The following is a 20,305-nucleotide window of genomic DNA, read 5'->3' on the forward strand; positions in this document are numbered from 1 at the left end:
CGCCTTCACCGATAACAAGGAGAATTGGCATGACCAGCAACAACCCGCAAACCCGTGAGTGGCAAGCACTCAGCAATGATCATCACCTGGCCCCGTTCAGCGATTTCAAGCAATTGAAAGAGAAGGGCCCGCGGATCATCACCAATGCCAAGGGCGTGTACCTCTGGGACAGCGAAGGCAACAAGATCCTCGACGGCATGGCCGGGCTGTGGTGCGTGGCCATCGGTTACGGGCGCGATGAACTGGCCGATGCCGCCAGCAAGCAGATGCGCGAGCTGCCTTACTACAACCTGTTTTTCCAGACCGCGCATCCACCTGCGCTGGAACTGGCCAAGGCCATCGCCGACGTCGCGCCAGAAGGCATGAACCATGTGTTCTTCACTGGCTCCGGCTCCGAAGGCAACGACACCATGCTGCGTATGGTTCGCCACTACTGGGCGATCAAGGGCCAGCCGAACAAGAAAGTCATCATCAGCCGCAAGAACGGTTATCACGGTTCGACCGTGGCCGGCGCGAGCCTGGGCGGCATGACTTATATGCACGAACAGGGCGACTTGCCGATTCCGGGCATCGTCCACATTGCCCAGCCGTACTGGTTCGCCGAAGGCGGCGACATGTCCCCTGAAGAGTTCGGGATCTGGGCAGCCAATCAGCTGGAAGAAAAAATTCTCGAAGTCGGCGTGGATAACGTCGGTGCTTTTATTGCCGAGCCGATTCAGGGTGCTGGCGGTGTGATCATTCCGCCTGACAGCTACTGGCCGCGCGTGAAAGAGATCCTCGCCAAATACGACATCCTGTTCGTTGCCGACGAAGTGATCTGCGGTTTCGGCCGTACCGGTGAGTGGTTCGGTAGCGATTTCTACGACCTCAAACCCGACATGATGACCATCGCCAAAGGCCTGACCTCCGGCTACATCCCTATGGGTGGCCTGATCGTTCGTGACTCGGTGGTGGCAGTGCTTAATGAAGGTGGCGATTTCAACCACGGCTTCACCTACTCCGGTCACCCGGTGGCGGCAGCGGTGGGTCTGGAAAACATCCGTATCCTGCGCGAAGAAAAAATTATCGAGAACGCGCACAACGAAACGGCACCGTATTTGCAGAAACGTCTGCGGGAACTGAATGATCACCCATTGGTGGGTGAAGTTCGCGGTGTCGGTCTGTTGGGGGCCATTGAGCTGGTGCAGGACAAGGCCACTCGCAAGCGTTACGAAGGCAAGGGCGTCGGCATGATCTGCCGTCAGTTCTGCTTCGATAACGGGCTGATCATGCGCGCTGTCGGCGACACCATGATCATCGCGCCGCCGCTGGTTATCAGCAAAGCGGAGATCGATGAGCTGGTAACAAAGGCACGCAAGTGTCTGGACCTGACCCTCAGTGTGTTGCAGGGCTAGGTGCTAGGCTTCGGGCGGGGGAGCTGCGGCGCTCTCGCTCGAAGATGTCAGAAAGGCTGGTCTTTCCTTGAAAGACCGCCTCGGATCTTGCCAGACTAGTCGCGGTTCCAGTTGTCCGGGTTCGGCCGCTGAACAAAGTGGTTCAAAAAAGAAAAATTTGGAGCATTACGCATGAAGGCATTAGGCAAAAAGCTCGCTGGCAAGACTCTGCTCGCCATGTCCCTGATGGGAATCATGGCGGCTGCGGCTCAGGCGGACGACAAGGTGCTGCACGTCTACAACTGGTCCGACTACATCGCTCCGGACACCATCAAGAAGTTTGAAGACGAGTCGGGCATCAAGGTCGTCTACGACGTCTTCGACAGCAACGAAACCCTCGAAGCCAAACTGCTCGCAGGCAAGTCCGGCTACGACATCGTCGTTCCGTCGAACAACTTCCTCGCCAAACAGATCAAGGCCGGTGTCTACCAGAAGCTGGACAAGTCCAAGCTGCCTAACTGGAAAAACCTGAACCCGGATCTGCTCAAGGCCGTTTCGGTCAGTGACCCGGGCAACGAACACGCCTTCCCGTACATGTGGGGCTCGATCGGTATCGGTTTCAACGCCGAGAAGGTCAAGGCTGCACTGGGTGCCGACGCACCTGTCGATTCGTGGGATCTGATCTTCAAGCCGGAAAACGCGGCCAAGCTGAAATCCTGCGGCATCAGTCTGCTCGACTCGCCAACCGAGATGATTCCGGTGGCGCTGCATTACCTGGGCCTGCCAACCGACAGCCAGAAGAAAGAAGACATCGACAAGGCTGAAGCGCTGATCATGAAGGTTCGTCCTTCGATCGCTTACTTCCACTCGTCCAAGTACATCTCCGACCTGGCCAACGGCAACATCTGCGTAGCCGTCGGTTACTCGGGTGACATCTATCAGGCCAAGTCCCGCGCTGCCGAAGCCGGTGACAAGGTCAAAGTCAGCTACAACATTCCGAAAGAAGGTGCAGGCAGCTTCTACGACATGGTCGCCATCCCTAAAGATGCCGAAAACGTCGAAGGCGCCTACAAGTTCATGACCTTCCTGCAGAAGCCGGAAATCATGGCTGCAATCACCAACGCCGTACGTTTCCCGAACGGTAACGCCGCTGCAACCCCACTGGTCGATAAAGACATCACCAGCGACCCGGGCGTTTATCCACCGGCTGATGTACTGGCCAAGCTGTACGCGATTGCCGACTTGCCGGCCGCGACTCAGCGGATCATGACCCGCAGCTGGACCAAGATCAAATCCGGTAAATAAGCCGGTTTGAAGCAACAACCGCTGGCCGTCGTCCCTGCGAGGGCGGTCAGCGGAATAATTAAATGACAGAAAGTTTTGCTGGAACGGTTTTTCGAGGGTAAGTTGCGCGCCGGTTTTGTTGCCGGACAGCCATGGCTGTCATGCAGCGCTGGGCAACTTGGGCCCAACTAATTTAGAGGACCTCCACTTGCCTATTTTTTCTTTGTTGCGCAATGCATTGCTGGCCACTGCTGGCCTGACGTTCGTCGTCGGCGCCCAGGCTGCCGGTACCGTGCATATTTATAACTGGTCGGATTACATCGGCGAGACCACGCTGGCCGACTTCCAGAAAGACACCGGGATCAAGCCGGTCTACGACGTATTCGATTCCAACGAAACCCTGGAAGGCAAGCTGCTGGCGGGCCGCACCGGTTACGACGTGGTTGTGCCGTCGAACCACTTCCTCGGCAAACAGATCAAGGCCGGGGCTTTCCAGAAACTCGACCGTAGCCAGCTGCCGAACTACGCGAACCTTGATCCGGTGCTGCTCAAGCGCCTGGAGCAGAACGATCCGGGCAACCAGTACGCCGTGCCGTATCTGTGGGGCACCAACGGCATCGGTTACAACGTCGACAAGGTCAAGGCTGTGCTCGGCGTCGACAAGATCGATTCCTGGAGCGTGCTGTTCGAGCCGGAAAACATCAAGAAGCTGCACAGCTGTGGTGTAGCGTTCCTCGATTCGGCGGATGAAATGATGCCGACCATGCTCAACTACATGGGCCTGAACGCCAACAGCACCAATCCTGAAGACTACAAGAAGGCCACCGCCAAGCTGCTCGCAGTGCGTCCGTACGTGACCTACTTCCACTCTTCGAAATACATCGGTGACCTGGCTAACGGCGACATCTGCGTGGCGATCGGTTTCTCCGGCGACATCTTCCAGGCCAAGCACCGTGCCGAAGAAGCCAAGAAAGGCGTGAACATCGCCTACTCGATTCCAAAAGAGGGCGGCGCGCTGTGGTTCGACATGCTGGCGATTCCGAAGGACTCGTCGAACGTCAAAGAGGCCCACGCCTTCATCAACTATTTGCTGAAACCTGAGGTGATTGCCCAGGTCAGTGATTACGTCGGTTATGCCAACCCCAACCCGGGGTCGGACAAGCTGATGGAACAGTCCATCCGCACCGATGAAGCGGTTTATCCGCCGCAAGCAGTCCTCGACAAGACCTACGTGTCGACCGAGTTGCCACCGAACATTCAGCGTTTGATGACCCGTAGCTGGACCAAGGTCAAGACGGGCAAATAAGGCACAAACTATCCTGGGTTCGTCTTGCGTGGACGGACTGCATTGTTTTTTTCTGGGAGTTTCGTAAATGGCAGTTGCCTCCGGCGCCTATAAGAAAGCCCTCGAGGGCGACCAGACACCTAAACAGGTGTTGGTCAAAATCGACCGGGTCACGAAGAAGTTCGACGAGACGATTGCCGTGGACGATGTGTCCCTGGAAATCAAAAAGGGCGAGATCTTTGCCCTGCTCGGCGGTTCGGGATCGGGCAAGTCCACCCTGCTGCGGATGCTGGCAGGATTCGAACGGCCCACGGAGGGGCGCATTTTCCTCGACGGCGTCGACATCACCGACATGCCGCCGTACGAACGTCCGATCAACATGATGTTCCAGTCGTACGCCTTGTTCCCGCACATGACCGTGGCGCAGAACATCGCCTTCGGCCTCAAGCAGGACAAGATTTCGTCTTCCGAAGTCGATGCCCGCGTCGCCGAAATGCTCAAGCTGGTACAGATGAGCCAGTACGCCAAGCGCAAACCGCATCAGCTGTCTGGCGGTCAGCGTCAACGTGTTGCACTGGCGCGCTCGCTGGCCAAGCGGCCGAAGCTGCTGCTGCTCGACGAGCCGATGGGCGCACTGGATAAAAAACTGCGCTCGCAGATGCAGCTTGAACTGGTAGAGATCATCGAGCGCGTAGGCGTGACCTGCGTAATGGTGACCCACGACCAGGAAGAGGCCATGACCATGGCCGAGCGCATCGCGATCATGCACCTGGGCTGGATCGCTCAGATCGGCAGCCCGATCGACATCTACGAAACCCCGACCAGCCGTCTGGTCTGCGAATTCATCGGCAACGTCAACATCTTCGAAGGCGAAGTGATCGACGATGCGGAAGGCCACGCGACCATCACCTGCAAGGATCTCGACCGGCAGATCTACGTCGGCCACGGCATCAGCACCTCGGTCCAGGACAAGTCGGTCACTTACGCGATTCGTCCGGAGAAGCTGCTGGTCACCGCCGAAATGCCGACCTGCGAGTACAACTGGTCGAGCGGCAAAGTGCATGACATCGCCTACCTCGGCGGTCACTCGGTGTTCTACGTCGAACTGCCGAGCGGCAAACTGGTGCAGTCGTTCGTGGCCAACGCCGAACGTCGCGGCGCGCGTCCGACCTGGGGCGATCAGGTTTACGTGTGGTGGGAAGACGACAGCGGCGTGGTACTCCGCTCATGAACATGCGCAAATTCAAACGCCGCCTCAATCGAATAATCCCCAATGGCCGGCAGCTGGTCATCGGGGTTCCGTTCATCTGGCTGTTTCTGTTCTTCATGCTGCCGTTCTTCATCGTTCTGAAAATCAGCTTCGCCGAAGCCGACGTGGCGATCCCGCCGTACACCGAGATCTACACGTACGCCGAGCAGAAGCTGCAACTGCTGCTGAACCTGGGCAACTACGCGATGCTGGCGGGCGACGAGTTGTACATCGCCGCCTACCTTGGCTCGCTGAAGATGGCGTTTTTCAGCACGCTGTTGTGTCTGTTGATCGGCTACCCGATGGCTTACGCCATCGCCACCGCCCGTAAAGAGATGCAAACGGTGCTGGTGCTGCTGATCATGATGCCGACCTGGACCGCGATCCTGATCCGCGTTTATGCGTGGATGGGCATCCTCAGCAACAACGGCCTGCTCAACGGCTTCCTGATGAGCATGGGCTTTATCGATGAGCCGCTGCAGATCCTCAACACCAACCTCGCGGTGTACATCGGCGTCGTCTATTCGTACCTGCCGTTCATGATCCTGCCGCTGTACGCCAACCTGGTGAAGCACGATCACAGTCTGCTGGAAGCCGCTTCCGACCTCGGTTCGAGTACCTTCAACAGCTTCTGGAAAATCACTATTCCGCTGTCGAAGAACGGGATCATTGCCGGCTGCATGCTGGTGTTCATCCCGGTGGTGGGCGAGTTCGTGATCCCGGAACTGCTCGGCGGCCCGGAAACCCTGATGATCGGTAAAGTGCTCTGGCAAGAGTTCTTCAACAACCGTGACTGGCCGGTGGCGTCCGCGCTGGCGGTGGTGATGCTGGCGATCCTGATTGTGCCGATCATTCTGTTCAACCGCAGTCAGGCCAAGGAAATGGAGGGTAAAGAATGAAGCGCTTCCGTTTCTCCAGCCTGATGCTGGTGCTCGGCCTGTTGTTTATCTACCTGCCGATGCTGATCCTGGTGATCTACTCGTTCAACGCCTCGAAACTGGTGACGGTGTGGGGCGGCTGGTCGATCAAGTGGTACGTCGGCCTGCTCGACAACACCCAACTGATGGGCTCGGTGCTGCGCTCGCTGGAAATCGCCTGCTACACCGCAGTGGCTGCGGTGGCGCTGGGTACTCTGGCGGCCTTCGTGCTGACCCGTATCACTCGCTTCAAGGGTCGCACGCTGTTCGGTGGTCTGGTCACCGCGCCGCTGGTAATGCCTGAGGTGATCACCGGTCTGTCGCTGTTGCTACTGTTCGTGGCGATGGCGCAGATGATCGGCTGGCCGCAGGAACGTGGCATCGTCACTATCTGGATCGCCCACACGACGTTCTGTGCGGCGTATGTGGCGGTGGTGGTGTCGGCGCGTCTGCGTGAGCTGGACCTGTCGATCGAAGAGGCGGCGATGGACCTCGGTGCGCGGCCGTGGAAGGTGTTCTTCCTGATCACCATCCCGATGATCGCGCCATCGCTGGCAGCGGGCGGCATGATGTCGTTCGCGCTGTCGCTGGACGATCTGGTACTGGCGAGCTTCGTCTCGGGCCCGGGTTCGACGACCCTGCCGATGGAAGTGTTCTCGGCGGTACGTCTGGGCGTGAAGCCTGAGATCAACGCCGTGGCCAGCCTGATTCTGCTGGCGGTATCGATCGTCACCTTCATGGTCTGGTTCTTCAGCCGCCGTGCCGAAGAAGCCCGCAAGAAAGCCATCCAGCAAGCCATCGAAGAAGGCGCTGCCGATTCGTGGAAGCAACCGGACGTGCGCCGCGCGCAGGCGCCGGAAGCTGCGTAAGCCAATGGGGTTGATCACAAATCTGTGATCAACCCAAATCCCTGTGGGAGCGAGCTTGCTCGCGAATGCGATCTGTCAGTCAACATCCACGTGCCTGACCTACCGCCTTCGCGAGCAAGCTCGCTCCCACATGTTTTTTGGGTGGTCTTCAAGTCCAGGGAGATTTACGGATGACTTCAACGAAGTTCATCGGTTTGAACCCCGGCTCCTGATCTTTCAGCACATCGGTCTTTACATTGCCGAACGTGGTCTGCGGGCGATGACGCAAGCCATCGGCAAACGCGCAGATGATGCACTCCTTGAAACCCTCGCCACGCGGATGCGCATGCACCACGGCTTCGCGCTGCACGCTGCTGAACGCTGCGTAATCCATCCCCAGCACGTCCATCTCCACGCCCGCTGTCACCAGCGCCACGGTCGGACGCAGATGCCTGGGCACACCCGGCGTGGTGTGCAGGGCAATCGACAGCCATACCTGTTCGATATCGTCATCGCTCAATCCGTAAGGCTTGAGAAACGCCGCCGCTGCGTTGGCCCCATCCACTTCAAAACGCTCGTCATTGCTGCGATGACCTTCGATCAGACCGAGGTCGTGGAACATCGCACCGACGTACAGCAGTTCCGGATCGTAAGCCAGTTGCTGGCGATCACCGCTCAATGCGCCAAACAGAAACACCCGGCGCGAGTGGTGATAGAGCAGGTCGGATTCGATGTCGCGGATGTACTCGGTGGTGGCCCGGGCGAGGGCGCTGTCAGGGATCTGGATACCGGCAATGGTCGTGCTCATGGGATGCTTCCTCATGGAAAACGCCGTCGTGGCGCTGATGTACAAAGTCTGTTCCCTGAGGCACTAAACGGACAATCAACGCATGGCTGCGATCCTTGCCAATCCACCTGCAAATCGTGCCAACTGCCCTTCACAAGTTGGAATGCCATCCATTGTGGCGAGGGGATTTATCCCCGTTCGGCTGCGCAGCAGTCGTAAATCCAGCCATGAAGACTGCCTGACACAACGAGGTGTATGGTCTTGGGGCTGCTTCGCAACCCAACGGGGATAAATCCCCTCGCCACTGGGTTACAGGGGACCTAAAAAAACATGAATAAAACCGTCGCCATCGTGGTGTTCCCAGGCGTGCAGTCGCTCGACGTCACCGGACCTATGGATGTGTTTGCCGAGGCCAACCGGTTCCTTGCGCCAGAGGATCACTATCGGCTGGAGGTGATCGGTGTCGAGCACGGTTTGATGGCGTGCTCGAACGGCTTGTCTCTCAATGCCCATCGGCATTTCAGCGAGGCACTCGACGTCTATGACCTGCTGCTGGCCGCCGGTGGCCCGCAACTGCCGTTCATGGATTTTGGCGCGACGTTCGATGGTTGGCTGCGCGAGGCTTGCGCACGCGCCAGGCGCTTCGGCTCGATCTGCAATGGCGCGTTCATGCTCGCGCGAGCCGGGCTGCTTGAAGGACGCACGGTCACCACGCATTGGAACGACGCTGAGGTGCTGGCGCGGTTATGCCCTTCGACGCAGGTCGAGGCGGATCGTTTGTACGTTGAGGATGGCACGCTGTACACCTCGGCCGGGGTGACGGCGGGGATCGATTTGTCGTTGTACCTGCTGGCTCGAGATTACGGCGCCGAAGTGGCGTTAAGCGTGGCCAAGCGTCTGGTAGTGTTCACTCAGCGCTCCGGCGGCCAGTCGCAGTTCAGCCCGTTTCTGACCCCGCATGCGGAACCAACCTCGGCGGTGGCGCTGGTGCAGTTGTATGTGCTGGCCAATCTCACTGGCGATCTGACCATCGCCGATCTGGCGACGGCAGCGAACATGAGCGCGCGCAATTTCTCCCGGGTGTTCGCCCGCGAAGCCCGGGTCACCCCGGCTGAGTTCGTCGAACGGGCGCGGGTGGATGCTGCGCGAGTGATGCTGGAAAGCACCACGGCACCGCTGAAGACCGTTGCTTATCAGTGTGGATTTCGCGATGCGCAACATATGCGCAGCGTGTTCAACCGCCGGTTGGGCGTGACGCCGCAGCAGTTTCGGTTGAATTTTGCGGCTATGGTTTGAGGGCCTCATCGCTGGCAAGCCAGCTCCCACAGGTTTTTAGGGTGTTCACAAAATTTGTGATCGACGCCGATTCCTGTGGGAGCTGGCTTGCCAGCGAAGGGGCCAGCCCTGTCAGCGAAAATCTATTTCGATGACCGCGCCGGCAACAGCTTCAAGGTGCTGCGGGTATTGGCCGTCACCTCTTCATCACTGAAGTGCGCCTGCACATACATCCCTTCGACATATTCCTCGGCCTGATCGTCATAGTGACTATCAAACGGCACGCCGCTCTGGCCGACCGGGTTGATGGTCAGGCTGTGTGCCGGGTCGGCGAAGTCGATCAGCCGGCGCGTCGAAGGCCCGTAAGTCACTGGCCATGGCGCCGGGCCGATTTTCGCCGAGAGGTTGTTCGGCACTTCATGGCTGCCCGGTGCGGCGAACGGCCCAACGTTGAAAATCTTGTCCAGCGGCTTCTGCTGCCCCAGCGGATGGCCGTGAGTCAGGGTGTGCGCCGTGCCCCATTTCCAGGCGGAAGAATCCTCGCCGAGGGTCAGTTTCAGATGCTTGATGCTCGCCTGCCACGCCACTTTTACCGTATCGGCGCGGGTCTCCTTGTTCGGCGTACTGCGGTTGTCCCACCACGGTGAATCGGCGTTCGCCGCCAGCCGGGGCAGGGCAGCATCAATCACGCGGGTCGACAGCAAGGTTTCGAAAAGGTCGTTGCCCAGTTCATCACGCATGGCCGCATCGGCGAGGTCATAGAGGAACTGGTTGAACAGCGTCGCACTGACCGAATCCAGCGGGTAGTCGCCTTGCCACTGCGCCAGTTGCTCGACCAGCTTCAACTCGGCCGGGTCTTTCACCACCTCACGCAACACCGGCAGCAACGGCGCCAGTAGTCGAGGGCCGTAACCGGTGGTGGTGCCCAGTTGCAGTTTCTGGTTGGCCTCGTTGCTCCATTTCACGCTTTTGTCGCTGAGCTGGCGATTGAGCTGCTGACCGCGATCCGCGAGGTTGTAGTAACCGGGAATCTCCATGCCGGTCGGCGACAAGGGCTGGAAGTTGGCCGAAACGATGTAGCCGCGCGCCGGGTTTTCTTCCTGCGGATTGGCACTGAACGGGTAAAAACCATCCTTGTCTGGCTGATTGCTGCTGCCGTCGAGAATGAACTCCGGTTTCACTCCGGCAGGACGCTTGGGCAGCAATGCCGAAGCCCACCAGGCGATGTCGCCCTTGGCATTGGCGTAGACGATGTTCAGCCCCGGCGCCTGCACCTTGGCGGCAGCGGCGCGGGCCTTGGCCAGAGTGTCGGCGCGGTTGAGCTGGTAGAAGCCTTCGAGGATCGGGTTTGGTGTTTCGAGGAACGCCCACCACATGGCAATCGGCGTCTTGCCGGCGGCGGTGCCGAGGGCATCGTTGATGATCGGGCCGTGCGGCGATTGACGCAGGGTCAGAGTGACCGGGCTCTGACCTTTGACGTTGATCTGTTGCTCGGTGGTGACCATGTCGGTCCACTGGCCGCGATACCAGACCTGATTCGCGTTGTCCGGATTGACCTTCTCGGCGATCAGATCGAGGTCATCGTTCTGGAACATGGTCAGGCTCCAGCCGAAGTCCAGGTTGTGTCCCAGAAAGGCAAATGGCACCAGCGCCTGATGATGGCCGTAGAGTTCAAAACCCGGCGCCGACAGTTGCGCTTCGTACCACACCGACGGCACCGAGAAGCGAATGTGCGGGTCGCCAGCCAGCAGCGGTTTGCCGCTCTGGCTGCGGTTGCCGGAAATCACCCAGGCATTGCTGCCTTCGAATTGCGGCAGACCGTTGTCGATCAGCGCCTGCTCGCTGATGCGAGCGAGGGCGTTGAGGTCTTTCCAGTCACCGGCAGTGAGCGCCGGCACCGGGTTGGCGCGCCCCTTGGCCAACACGCCTTTTGGCTGCCAGTCGAGATCGAAGACGTTGAGGTATTCGGGCCCGAGCTGATCGCGCACGTAAGTCAGCAACGGCTCGGTGCGGAACGCCGCGGCAAAGCTGTAGGCCATATAGCCGGCGACGCTGATGCTGTCTTCGGCGGTGAACGGCCGCTTGGGGATGCCCAGCACGTCGAACTCGACCGGCGCGGCGTGGGTGTCCTGATATTGGTTGATGCCATCCAGATAGGCTTGCAGGGCCTTCCACGCCGGCGATTGTTTATCGAGGCTGGCGACGTAACTGGCGGCGCGCTCACGAATGCGCAGGCTGCGGAACAGTTTGTCGGTGTCGAGCAATTTCGGCCCGAGCACTTCGGCCAGTTCGCCCCGGGCCAGGCGGCGCATGGCTTCCATCTGGAACAGCCGATCCTGGGCATGCACATAGCCGAGGGCGCGGTAGAGGTCGGTTTCGTTCTCGGCACGGATGTGCGGCACGCCGCGCTCGTCATAACGCACGGTCACCGAGCCTTGCAGGTTGCGCAGCTCCACCTGGCCCTGGCGCGTCGGTTGCTTGCTGTAGACGTACCAGCCGGCGGCGCCGAGCAGGACAACGATGAGCAAGGCAAGAACGGTAAAGACGCGTTTCATGATGACTCCTTGTGCCTGCGGGATTGCCGCCCGTGCGGGCTGCAAACAATTAGCACAGACCTTCTGTGCCGTGCATCGCTGTCCTTGAAAAGTCCGGAATGCCCTTACTGCGCGTCTAGCGCCCACGGGCAGTAACAACCGACCGCCAGCGTGTGTGTGGCGTTGACCGGACGATCATCGCTCAACGCCTGCAGGATCGGTTCGATAAAGCTGTTGCTGGAGTTGCAGGTCAGGCCTTCGCTGTACGGCCCGAAGTAGGCGAGTTTGCCGCTGCGGTCCCAGATCGCCACGGCGGGGCTGGCCGGAACCTCTTCTGAACCGGGCAGCACGGCGATGGTTTTCAGTCTGCTCAGGGTCGCGGGCAACTGGCCGTGGCTACCGGCCTTCTGCACGGCAAAGAACTCCACGCCTTTGGGGCCGAACTGTTCGACCATTTCCGTCAGGTGCTGTTGATTGCCGACGTTGCACGGGCAGGCCGGGTCCCAGAAATGCACGAGTCGAATATTGCCGGGGCCGGCGAGTTCGGCTGGCAAGCGCAGCGGATCGCCGGAAAACACCGCCGTGTGTTCGCTGAACGCGCGCAGATAACGGCCCTGAAACCAGTCGTACGCCGCCCACAACACGCCGGCACACAGAAGGGTGAGCAGGCTGGCGAACACTGCGGTGCGGTAGGGCGAACGCATGGTTTTCGGTCCTCGAAGGTCGGCTAGCTTGCCATGCTTGCCGCAACAGATGAATATCGCAGGCCGATAAAGTCTGTTCACCGTTCTGGAAATTGCCTCATGCCTGCCTCTTTCGACCCCGATCATCTGCGCGCCAGCCTCAAGCCTTTGGCCGAGTGGCAGCCGTTATCGGACGAGGCGAAAGCTTACCAACGCTTCTACCAGACCGATTTTCCCGGGCGTGACATGTGGCGTGGCATCGGCCGTTTCGAAATCGATGGCTACGAACTGGTCAGCCATTGCTGGTGGCCGGAAAAGGTCAAGGGCACGCTGTTTCTGCTGCACGGGTTTTACGATCACACCGGTCTCTATCGGCATGTGATCGAGTGGGCGCTGGCGCAGGATTTCGCGGTGATTGCCTGTGACTTGCCGGGGCATGGTTTGTCCAGCGGCGCGCGGGCGAGCATCCGTGATTTCTCGGAGTATCAGGATACCCTGCAAGCATTGTTCGCCGAGGCGCGCTCGATTGCGCTGCCGCAGCCGTGGCACTTGTGTGGGCAGAGCACCGGTGGCGCGATTGTGGTCGATCATGTGCTTAACCATGGCGAGAACAGCCCGGCGCAAGGCCATTTGATTCTGTTTTCTCCGTTGGTTCGCCCGCGTGCCTGGGGCTGGTCGCAGCTGAGTTATTACTTGCTCCGGCCCTTCGTCAGAGGCGTTACCCGACGCTTCAGCGAAAACTCCAACGACCCGGATTTCCTGCCGTTTCTGCTGACCGATCCGTTGCAACCCAAGCGTCTGCCGACGGCATGGGTCGGGGCGTTGTCACGCTGGATCATTCGGGTCGAGCACGCGAAAAAAAGTCCGCGACGGCCGCTGATCATTCAGGGGCAGGCGGACATGACGGTGGACTGGCAGCACAATTTGCAGGTGATGAAGTGGAAGTTCGACCGGCCGCAGATTCTGCTGCTGGCCGAGGCGCGGCACCATCTGGCGAATGAGACGGCGGAAATGCGCGAGGAGTATTTCGAGTTCTTGAACAAGCGGATCAAGGGCCGCAATCTTTAGAGCATTTGATGGCCTCTTCGCGAGCAAGCTCGCTCCCACAGTTGGAATGCATTCCCCTGTGGGAGCGAGCTTGCTCGCGAAGAGGCCTGCCGGGCGATAAAGATCACTGGCTAAGGTTCGAGGAACTTTGCCCCACCGCCAACCCCGCCCGAATCGCCGCCAGCGCTGCCTGATAATAAGCCTTGCCCTCGGTGGACTCGGCAAACGTCGCGAACTGCTCCAGTTCGTCATCCGACAAATCACGATAAACGTAGAGCAGCGTGTTGTTCATGTCGGCGCCGATCTGATCCATCAAGCGCTGGCGCTGACCATTCAACATGCTTTGCGCCTGGCCGCCACCGAGCAGGCCGGGGATCATCGAACTCAAACTGTCCGCCGCCACACCGGCAATCGCCAGACTGACTTCGGCACCGGCCTCGCGCGCAGGCAGCGCCTGGGCCAGATGGCCGATGATCAGCAGACGACTGTCGCTGACCTGCATTTTCGGCAGGCCCTTGGCATTTTTCGCCAGTTGATCGCGACGGGTCGCCAGCAGTTCGGCAGCGACAATCTTCTTGCCCAGCGCTGACTGAAAGAACGTCAGCGCCGGTTTTGGATCGGCAAGGTTCTGCCGCAGTTGCGCTTCGGCGCGTTGATCCACGGCCTGTGCGGCAAAACGCTGATTGCTGTTGTTCACCAGCGCCTGAAACACCGCTGGCGGCAGGTTGTTCTGGTAACGCGTCTGCGCGGCGCTCAAGGCGTCATTGAAATGCGCGCGTTGTTCTGGCCAGCCGGCGACCTTGTACAGCTGATCGTGGCCGTCCGCCCAGGCGGGCAAAACACAGAACATCAACAGTGAAAAAAGCAAACGGCGCATAAGGACTCCTGTCAGCAGCGGACTATTCTCCGTGCGGTGCCGGTACTTGTCGAGAATTCGTGGCAAGCCGCTGCGCGGCTCTGTCGGATTTCTCGGCGCCGACATACTATGCGCGCCATGCAAATATCCTCTGAACACCCGCTGCTGTTACGCATTGTCGACGACCTGGCTGAGCATGGCTGGTCGCAGCAGAACATCTTCCTGCCCGTGGGTCTGACCCGCGAGCTGGCGGCCGAGTGCCGTAAACGTGACGCCGAGGGTGAACTGGCGCCGGCGGCGGTCGGTCGCGGGCCGTTTTCAGAGATTCGCGAAGGCATTCGAGGCGACCATATCCAGTGGATCGAACCCGGCGAAGCGCAGTCCAGCGACAGTTATCTGAGCTTGATGGACAGTCTGCGCGAGGCGCTCAACCGTGGGTTGTTTCTTGGTTTGGAAGACTTTGAGTGCCACTTCGCGCTGTATCCGCCGGGTGCGTTCTACCGCAAACATGTCGACCGTTTTCGCGATGACGACCGGCGCATGGTGTCGGCGGTGATTTACCTCAACGATGCCTGGCTGCCGGAACATGGCGGGCAGTTGCGTATGTATCTGAACGAGGATCGCGCCTACGACGTGCAACCCATCGGCGGTTGTCTGGTGGTGTTTCTCTCCGGCGAAGTGCCCCACGAAGTGCTGCCGGCCACCCGCGAGCGCTTGTCGCTGACCGGCTGGTTCCGTCGCCGTGGCAACGAGCCATTCTGATGGAAAAAATTCTGGTCAGCCGCTGCCTGTTGGGTCACCGCGTGCGTTACGACGGCGGGGCCAGCGGGCCATTCGATCTGCTTGAGCAGTGGATAACCGAAGGGCGCGTGGTGCCGCTGTGTCCGGAAGTGGCTGGCGGTTTGCCGACGCCGCGAGCGGCAGCGGAGATTCCTGGCGGGCAGGGCGGGGAAGTGCTGGATGGCGTCGCGGTGGTGATGACCACCGAGGGCGAGGACGTCAGCGCGCAGTTTCTCGATGGCGCCCGGCAGGCCCTGGAACTGGTGCAGAGGCACGGCATCCGGGTTGCGGTGCTCAAGGCCAATAGCCCGTCGTGCGGCAATCTGCTGACCTATGACGGGACGTTCAGCGGGGTGAAGGTCAGTGGCGAGGGCGTAACGGCAGCGCTGCTGAGACGCCACGGCGTGCAAGTCTTCAGTGAACTCGAATTGCCGCAAGCTGCGAAAGCCCTGACAAAACCCGACTAATCATCCACCACAAAAACCTGTGGGAGCTGGCAAGCCAGCTACCACAGGTTCTGCGTGTTCACTTTGGTTCGGTGAACCACTTCTGCGACAACGCTTCCAGCCGACCATCAGCCTTGATCCGCGCCAGTGCGCTATCAATGCTCGCCTGAAACGCCGGGTTACCCTTCTGAAACGGAATCGCCAGACTCACTGGTGTGGCGGCTTTCGGCTTCTCTTCAGTCAGTGCCTGCACCAGCACCATCGGGCGCGGCTGCGGCTCCTCATGCGCGAGCAACTGCGAATCAACCTGACTGTAAGGCGCGCTGAAGGCGAAACGTTCCTTGAGTTCCGGGGTCAGTGCTATGTGGTTGAGCGCAACGTCGTACTTGCCGCTTTCAACGCCTTCGAGCAGGTCACTGGCGTCGGTGACGATGAAATCGGCGCGCACATCCAGCTCATTGGCCAGTTGTTGCCCAAGCTCGACTTCGAACCCGGTGAGTTTGTCGCCGTCTTCCTTGTAATTGAAGGGCGGTGTATTAGCCTCAAGGGCTATACGCAGTTCGCCACGGTCGTTGACGTCATCAATCAGCTCGGCGTGAGCCAATGGGCTCAAAAGGGGTAGCAGGCAGATCAGGCCAGGCAGAAAACGCATGGTCACTCCTTTGAAATCGAAATCGGCCCGTTTTTCAGGCTCGCTTTGCTATGGTTGTCGAGTGCCTTCGACAACGAATAGTCATGAAGTTGTCATGACTACGCGGATTTTACGGAAAAACTGGAGAAGAGAATGAAAACATTCATGTCACGTGCTGCTTTGGCAGGGCTTCTGTTAGGTGCTTCGATGCTGGCCAACGCCGCTACACCGGCGCCGGCAGGTGCTTCAGTGAGTATCGTCGAGCCGAGCAGCGGTGCCGTTGTAGACAAGACCTTCAAGGTCAAATTTGAAGTCAAAGGGATCGCCTTGGCTCCGGCGGGCGACGTCACTGCCAACACCGGTCACCATCACCTGCTGGTCGATGCCAAGGAAATCATCCCCGCGGGTGCGGTGATCCCGGTCGATGCCAATCACATCCACTTCGGCAAGGCTCAGACCGAAACCGAGCTGACGCTGACTCCAGGCAAGCACACCTTGCAACTGGAACTGGGCGACAAGGGCCACATGGCTTTCGATCCGCCAATCGTTTCGGAAAAGATCACTGTGACCGTGAAGTAACTTTTCTGCAGACATGAAAAAGGGAGCCCTAGGCTCCCTTTCTTGTCGCTCGGCTTTTGATCAGAACAACACGCGGCTACGGATAGTGCCGTTGATGTGCTGCAGCTTCTCTTGCGCCAGGTCCGAGTACTCGGCGTCCACGTCGATTACCACGTAGCCGACTTTCTCGTTGGTCTGCAGGAACTGACCGGAGATGTTGATGCCGTTTTCGGCGAAGACCTTGTTGATCTCGCTCATCACACCCGGAATGTTCTCGTGGATGTGCAGCAGACGGTGCTTGCCAGGGTGAGCCGGCAGGGCCACTTCCGGGAAGTTCACCGACGATACCGAAGTACCGTTGTCGCTGTACTTGACCAGTTTTTCTGCCACTTCCAGACCGATGTTGGCTTGCGCTTCGGCAGTCGAGCCACCGATGTGCGGGGTCAGGATCACGTTGTCCAGGCCACGCAGCGGGCTTTCGAACTCTTCGTCGTTGGAGCGTGGCTCCACCGGGAATACGTCGATGGCTGCGCCGATCAGGTGCTTGTCCTTGATCGCGTCCGCCAGAGCGTCCAGTTCGACCACGGTGCCGCGAGCAGCGTTGATCAGGATGCCGCCCTTCTTGATGGCGCGGATTTCCTTCTCGCCGATCATCCACTGAGTGGCGGCGGTTTCCGGAACGTGCAGGGTGACGATGTCGGACATGCCCAACAGGTCGTTCAGGTTGCCGACTTGAGTGGCGTTGCCCAAAGGCAGCTTGGTCACGGTGTCATAGAAGAACACCTGCATGCCCAGGCCTTCAGCCAGAACCGACAGTTGCGTACCGATCGAGCCGTAGCCGACGATGCCGAGCTTCTTGCCACGGATCTCGAAGGAGTTGGCCGCGCTCTTGATCCAGCCACCACGGTGGCAGGAAGCGTTTTTCTCAGGGATGCCGCGCAGCAGCAGGATCGCTTCGGCCAGCACCAGCTCGGCGACGGAGCGAGTGTTGGAGTACGGCGCGTTGAACACGGCGATACCGCGTTCGCGAGCTGCACTCAGGTCAACCTGGTTGGTGCCGATGCAGAAACAGCCGACTGCCACCAGCTTCTTCGCGTGATCGAAGATCTCTTCGGTCAGTTGCGTGCGCGAACGAATGCCGATGAAGTGAGCGTCGGCGATCTTTTCCTTGAGCTGGGCTTCAGGCAGAGAACCGGTGAGGTACTCGATGCTGGTGTAGCCCGCCGCCTTGAGGACGTCGACAGCCGATTGGTGGACGCCTTCGAGAAGAAGGAACTTGATCTTGCTCTTATCGAGAGAAGTCTTGCTCATCTGCGTAAACCTGTATCCCGGAGAAAAATGGCAGGAAATAGCCAGCAGACGCTGACCCGGACGACAAGAATGCCGTCGCCGCGAATCAGGCTTGGGCACTGGTCCGCGGGGTCGGTATGCTAGCATAACGACCCCGCTAAACACTCATTCCTGCGACGTGAAGCGTTCTCAGGATGACCATGAATTGTTCGAGAGTTCCGTCGATGACCAATCCTGCCCTGATTGATGAACTGAAGACCCTGGTTGAGCCTGGCAAAGTCCTCACCGACGCCGACTCCCTGAACGCGTACGGCAAGGATTGGACCAAGCACTTCGCCCCGGCGCCGAGTGCCATTGTGTTTCCCAAGTCTATCGAGCAGGTGCAGGCCATCGTCCGTTGGGCCAATACGCACAAGGTGGCGCTGGTGCCATCGGGCGGGCGCACCGGGTTGTCCGCCGCTGCGGTGGCCGCGAATGGCGAAGTGGTCGTGTCCTTCGACTACATGAATCAGATTCTCGATGTGAACCTCACCGACCGTACCGCCGTTTGTCAGCCGGGCGTGGTCACCGAGCATTTGCAGAACGTCGCCGAAGAAAAAGGCCTTTATTACCCGGTGGACTTCGCATCTGCCGGTTCCAGCCAGATTGGCGGCAATATCGGCACCAATGCCGGCGGGATCAAGGTGATTCGCTACGGCATGACCCGTAACTGGGTCGCCGGGATGAAAGTCGTTACCGGCAAAGGCGATGTGCTGGAACTGAACAAAGACCTGATCAAGAACGCCACCGGTTACGACCTGCGTCAGTTGTTCATTGGCGCCGAAGGCACCCTCGGTTTCGTGGTCGAGGCGACCATGCGTCTGGATCGCGCACCGAAAAACCTTACGGCGATGGTCCTCGGTACCGCCGATTTCGATTCGATCATGCCTGTGCTGCACGCCTTCCAGGGCAAGCTCGACCTGACCGCGTTCGAATTCTTCTCCGACAAGGCCCTGGCCAAAGTGCTGGGTCGTGGCGACGTGCCGGCGCCGTTCGAAACCGATTGCCCGTTCTACGCGCTGCTGGAATTCGAAGCGACGACTGAAGAAGTGGCTAACACTGCGCTGGAAACTTTCGAGCACTGTGTCGAGCAGGGTTGGGTGCTGGACGGCGTGATGAGCCAGAGCGAAACCCAGTTGCAGAACCTGTGGAAACTGCGCGAGTACATCTCCGAGACGATTTCGCACTGGACGCCGTACAAGAACGACATATCGGTCACCGTTTCGAAAGTGCCGGCGTTCTTGCAGGAAATCGACGCGATTGTCGGCGAATACTATCCGGACTTCGAAATCGTCTGGTTCGGCCACATCGGCGACGGCAACCTGCACCTGAACATCCTCAAGCCGGAAAACCTGAGCAAGGACGAGTTCTTCGCCAAGTGCGCCACCGTCAACAAGTGGGTGTTCGAAACCGTCGAGAAATACAACGGTTCGATTTCCGCCGAGCACGGTGTCGGCATGACCAAGCGCGACTACTTGACCTACAGCCGTTCGCCGGTTGAGATCGAGTATATGAAAGCAGTCAAAGCGGTGTTCGATCCGAACGGCATCATGAACCCGGGCAAGATCTTCGCGGTTTGATTGGCAATTCTTGATGAATCAATGAAGGCAGGAGTCGGTAAATGAGCTATCAGCACCAGTATGTCGACGGCACTCGCATCCACTTCCCGATCGGGAAAGTCGTGTGCATTGGCCGTAATTACGCCGAACACGCCAAGGAACTGGACAATCCGGTCCCTACCGAGCCGCTGCTGTTCATCAAACCGGGCAGTTGCGTGGTGCCGCTGGAAGGTGGTTTCAGCATTCCGGCCGAGCGTGGCTCGGTGCATTACGAAGCGGAAATCGCTGTGTTGATCGGCAAGCCGCTGTCGACCAAGCCAAGCCGTGAAGAAGTGCTGGACGCGATCTCCGGCTTTGCCCCGGCCCTCGACCTGACCCTGCGCGACAAGCAGGCCGAACTGAAGTCCAAGGGCCTGCCGTGGGAAATCGCCAAGTCGTTCGATGGCGCAGCGGTGATTGCACCGTTCGTGGTCGCCAGCAGCTTTGCTGATCTGACCGATATCGGCATCCGCCTGACCATCAACGGCGAAGTCCGTCAGGACGGCAACAGCAGCGCGATGCTCAACCCGATTGTGCCGATGATCCAGCACATGGCCGGCTGCTTCTCGCTACAGGCTGGTGACGTGATCCTTACTGGTACGCCAGTGGGCGTCGGCCCGTTGAATGCCGGCGACGACATCGTCCTTGAACTGCCGGGCGTGAGCAGCTTCACCAGCAGCGTGCGCTAATTCAATGTAGTGCCCCTTGTGGGAGCGAGCTTTTGTGGTGAGGGGATTTATCCCCGTTGGACTGCGCAGCGGTCCCCGGGTTTTTGGGGTCGCTTCGCAACCCGGCGGGGATAAATCCCCTCGCCACAGGGGCCTT

General features: G+C 59.4%; 19 protein-coding genes. 13 read left to right on the forward strand and 6 right to left on the reverse strand.

Going from position 1 to position 20,305, the window contains the following annotated elements:
• Nucleotides 1–29 precede the first annotated feature (29 nt).
• The 6 genes from ACTWLJ_RS08510 (at nucleotide 30) to ACTWLJ_RS08535 (ending at nucleotide 6,977) form a co-directional block, all read left to right on the forward strand.
• On the forward strand, nucleotides 30–1,394 hold the full coding sequence (locus tag ACTWLJ_RS08510) for an aspartate aminotransferase family protein (RefSeq protein WP_445180529.1): 1,365 nt from the start codon (nucleotides 30–32) through the stop codon (nucleotides 1,392–1,394).
• A gap of 171 nt (nucleotides 1,395–1,565) precedes the next feature.
• The gene (locus ACTWLJ_RS08515) at nucleotides 1,566–2,678 is read left to right on the forward strand and encodes a polyamine ABC transporter substrate-binding protein (RefSeq protein WP_445180530.1); all 1,113 of its coding nucleotides are present in this window, start codon (nucleotides 1,566–1,568) and stop codon (nucleotides 2,676–2,678) included.
• Between the two features lie 187 nt (nucleotides 2,679–2,865).
• Nucleotides 2,866–3,963: a polyamine ABC transporter substrate-binding protein gene (locus tag ACTWLJ_RS08520; protein WP_401219379.1), complete on the forward strand. Its 1,098-nt coding sequence runs from the start codon at nucleotides 2,866–2,868 to the stop codon at nucleotides 3,961–3,963.
• A 67-nt stretch (nucleotides 3,964–4,030) separates the two neighbouring features.
• Nucleotides 4,031–5,173 (forward strand): ABC transporter ATP-binding protein, encoded by a 1,143-nt coding sequence (locus ACTWLJ_RS08525; RefSeq protein ID WP_401219381.1) that lies wholly within the window; start codon nucleotides 4,031–4,033, stop codon nucleotides 5,171–5,173.
• 35 nt (nucleotides 5,174–5,208) lie between these two features.
• On the forward strand, nucleotides 5,209–6,090 hold the full coding sequence (locus ACTWLJ_RS08530; protein WP_178087369.1) for an ABC transporter permease subunit: 882 nt from the start codon (nucleotides 5,209–5,211) through the stop codon (nucleotides 6,088–6,090).
• Nucleotides 6,087–6,977, forward strand: coding sequence for an ABC transporter permease subunit (locus ACTWLJ_RS08535; RefSeq protein ID WP_445180531.1), 891 nt, complete (start codon nucleotides 6,087–6,089; stop codon nucleotides 6,975–6,977). The genes ACTWLJ_RS08530 and ACTWLJ_RS08535 overlap by 4 nt, the downstream gene beginning before the upstream one ends.
• A gap of 148 nt (nucleotides 6,978–7,125) precedes the next feature.
• Here the strand turns inward: ACTWLJ_RS08535 and ACTWLJ_RS08540 are convergent, their stop codons facing one another.
• A complete protein-coding gene (locus ACTWLJ_RS08540; protein ID WP_445180532.1) occupies nucleotides 7,126–7,764 on the reverse strand; it encodes an HD domain-containing protein in 639 nt (212 codons plus the stop codon).
• 309 nt (nucleotides 7,765–8,073) lie between these two features.
• Between ACTWLJ_RS08540 and ACTWLJ_RS08545 the strand changes: the two genes are divergently transcribed.
• The gene (locus tag ACTWLJ_RS08545; RefSeq protein WP_445180533.1) at nucleotides 8,074–9,039 is read left to right on the forward strand and encodes a GlxA family transcriptional regulator; all 966 of its coding nucleotides are present in this window, start codon (nucleotides 8,074–8,076) and stop codon (nucleotides 9,037–9,039) included.
• A 122-nt stretch (nucleotides 9,040–9,161) separates the two neighbouring features.
• On the opposite strand, the gene ACTWLJ_RS08550 is transcribed toward ACTWLJ_RS08545, so the two are convergent.
• Both ACTWLJ_RS08550 and ACTWLJ_RS08555 read right to left on the reverse strand, forming a co-directional pair.
• A complete protein-coding gene (locus tag ACTWLJ_RS08550) occupies nucleotides 9,162–11,573 on the reverse strand; it encodes a penicillin acylase family protein (protein ID WP_445180534.1) in 2,412 nt (803 codons plus the stop codon).
• 104 nt (nucleotides 11,574–11,677) lie between these two features.
• Nucleotides 11,678–12,256, reverse strand: coding sequence for a DUF6436 domain-containing protein (locus ACTWLJ_RS08555; protein ID WP_445180535.1), 579 nt, complete (start codon nucleotides 12,254–12,256; stop codon nucleotides 11,678–11,680).
• A 99-nt stretch (nucleotides 12,257–12,355) separates the two neighbouring features.
• Here ACTWLJ_RS08555 and ACTWLJ_RS08560 point away from each other — a divergent pair, with 99 nt between their 5' ends.
• Nucleotides 12,356–13,303 carry an alpha/beta hydrolase gene (locus ACTWLJ_RS08560; protein WP_445180536.1) on the forward strand — a complete coding sequence of 316 codons (948 nt, stop codon included), beginning with the start codon at nucleotides 12,356–12,358 and terminating at the stop codon, nucleotides 13,301–13,303.
• A gap of 103 nt (nucleotides 13,304–13,406) precedes the next feature.
• On the opposite strand, the gene ACTWLJ_RS08565 is transcribed toward ACTWLJ_RS08560, so the two are convergent.
• Nucleotides 13,407–14,159, reverse strand: coding sequence for a hypothetical protein (locus ACTWLJ_RS08565; RefSeq protein WP_445180537.1), 753 nt, complete (start codon nucleotides 14,157–14,159; stop codon nucleotides 13,407–13,409).
• Nucleotides 14,160–14,267: 108 nt separating this feature from the next.
• On the opposite strand from ACTWLJ_RS08565, the gene ACTWLJ_RS08570 reads away from it, so the two are divergent.
• Both ACTWLJ_RS08570 and ACTWLJ_RS08575 read left to right on the forward strand, forming a co-directional pair.
• Entirely contained in the window at nucleotides 14,268–14,900 is a 633-nt protein-coding gene (locus tag ACTWLJ_RS08570) for a 2OG-Fe(II) oxygenase (RefSeq protein WP_401219401.1), read from the forward strand.
• On the forward strand, nucleotides 14,900–15,385 hold the full coding sequence (locus tag ACTWLJ_RS08575; protein ID WP_445180538.1) for a DUF523 domain-containing protein: 486 nt from the start codon (nucleotides 14,900–14,902) through the stop codon (nucleotides 15,383–15,385). Before ACTWLJ_RS08570 ends, ACTWLJ_RS08575 begins: the two co-directional genes overlap by 1 nt.
• 58 nt (nucleotides 15,386–15,443) lie before the next feature.
• Here the strand turns inward: ACTWLJ_RS08575 and ACTWLJ_RS08580 are convergent, their stop codons facing one another.
• Entirely contained in the window at nucleotides 15,444–16,016 is a 573-nt protein-coding gene (locus tag ACTWLJ_RS08580) for a transporter substrate-binding domain-containing protein (protein WP_445180539.1), read from the reverse strand.
• Between the two features lie 132 nt (nucleotides 16,017–16,148).
• On the opposite strand from ACTWLJ_RS08580, the gene ACTWLJ_RS08585 reads away from it, so the two are divergent.
• On the forward strand, nucleotides 16,149–16,574 hold the full coding sequence (locus tag ACTWLJ_RS08585; protein WP_401219409.1) for a DUF4399 domain-containing protein: 426 nt from the start codon (nucleotides 16,149–16,151) through the stop codon (nucleotides 16,572–16,574).
• A 60-nt stretch (nucleotides 16,575–16,634) separates the two neighbouring features.
• Here the strand turns inward: ACTWLJ_RS08585 and serA are convergent, their stop codons facing one another.
• Complete coding sequence (gene serA / locus ACTWLJ_RS08590; RefSeq protein ID WP_401219412.1) at nucleotides 16,635–17,864, reverse strand: phosphoglycerate dehydrogenase; 1,230 nt, start codon at nucleotides 17,862–17,864, stop codon at nucleotides 16,635–16,637.
• A 203-nt stretch (nucleotides 17,865–18,067) separates the two neighbouring features.
• Between serA and ACTWLJ_RS08595 the strand changes: the two genes are divergently transcribed.
• Together ACTWLJ_RS08595 and ACTWLJ_RS08600 are read left to right on the forward strand one after the other, a co-directional pair.
• Nucleotides 18,068–19,462 carry an FAD-binding oxidoreductase gene (locus tag ACTWLJ_RS08595; RefSeq protein WP_401219415.1) on the forward strand — a complete coding sequence of 465 codons (1,395 nt, stop codon included), beginning with the start codon at nucleotides 18,068–18,070 and terminating at the stop codon, nucleotides 19,460–19,462.
• A gap of 41 nt (nucleotides 19,463–19,503) precedes the next feature.
• The gene (locus tag ACTWLJ_RS08600; RefSeq protein ID WP_401219417.1) at nucleotides 19,504–20,169 is read left to right on the forward strand and encodes a fumarylacetoacetate hydrolase family protein; all 666 of its coding nucleotides are present in this window, start codon (nucleotides 19,504–19,506) and stop codon (nucleotides 20,167–20,169) included.
• Nucleotides 20,170–20,305 lie beyond the last annotated feature (136 nt).

The sequence above is a fragment of the Pseudomonas sp. McL0111 genome (assembly GCF_052567255.1).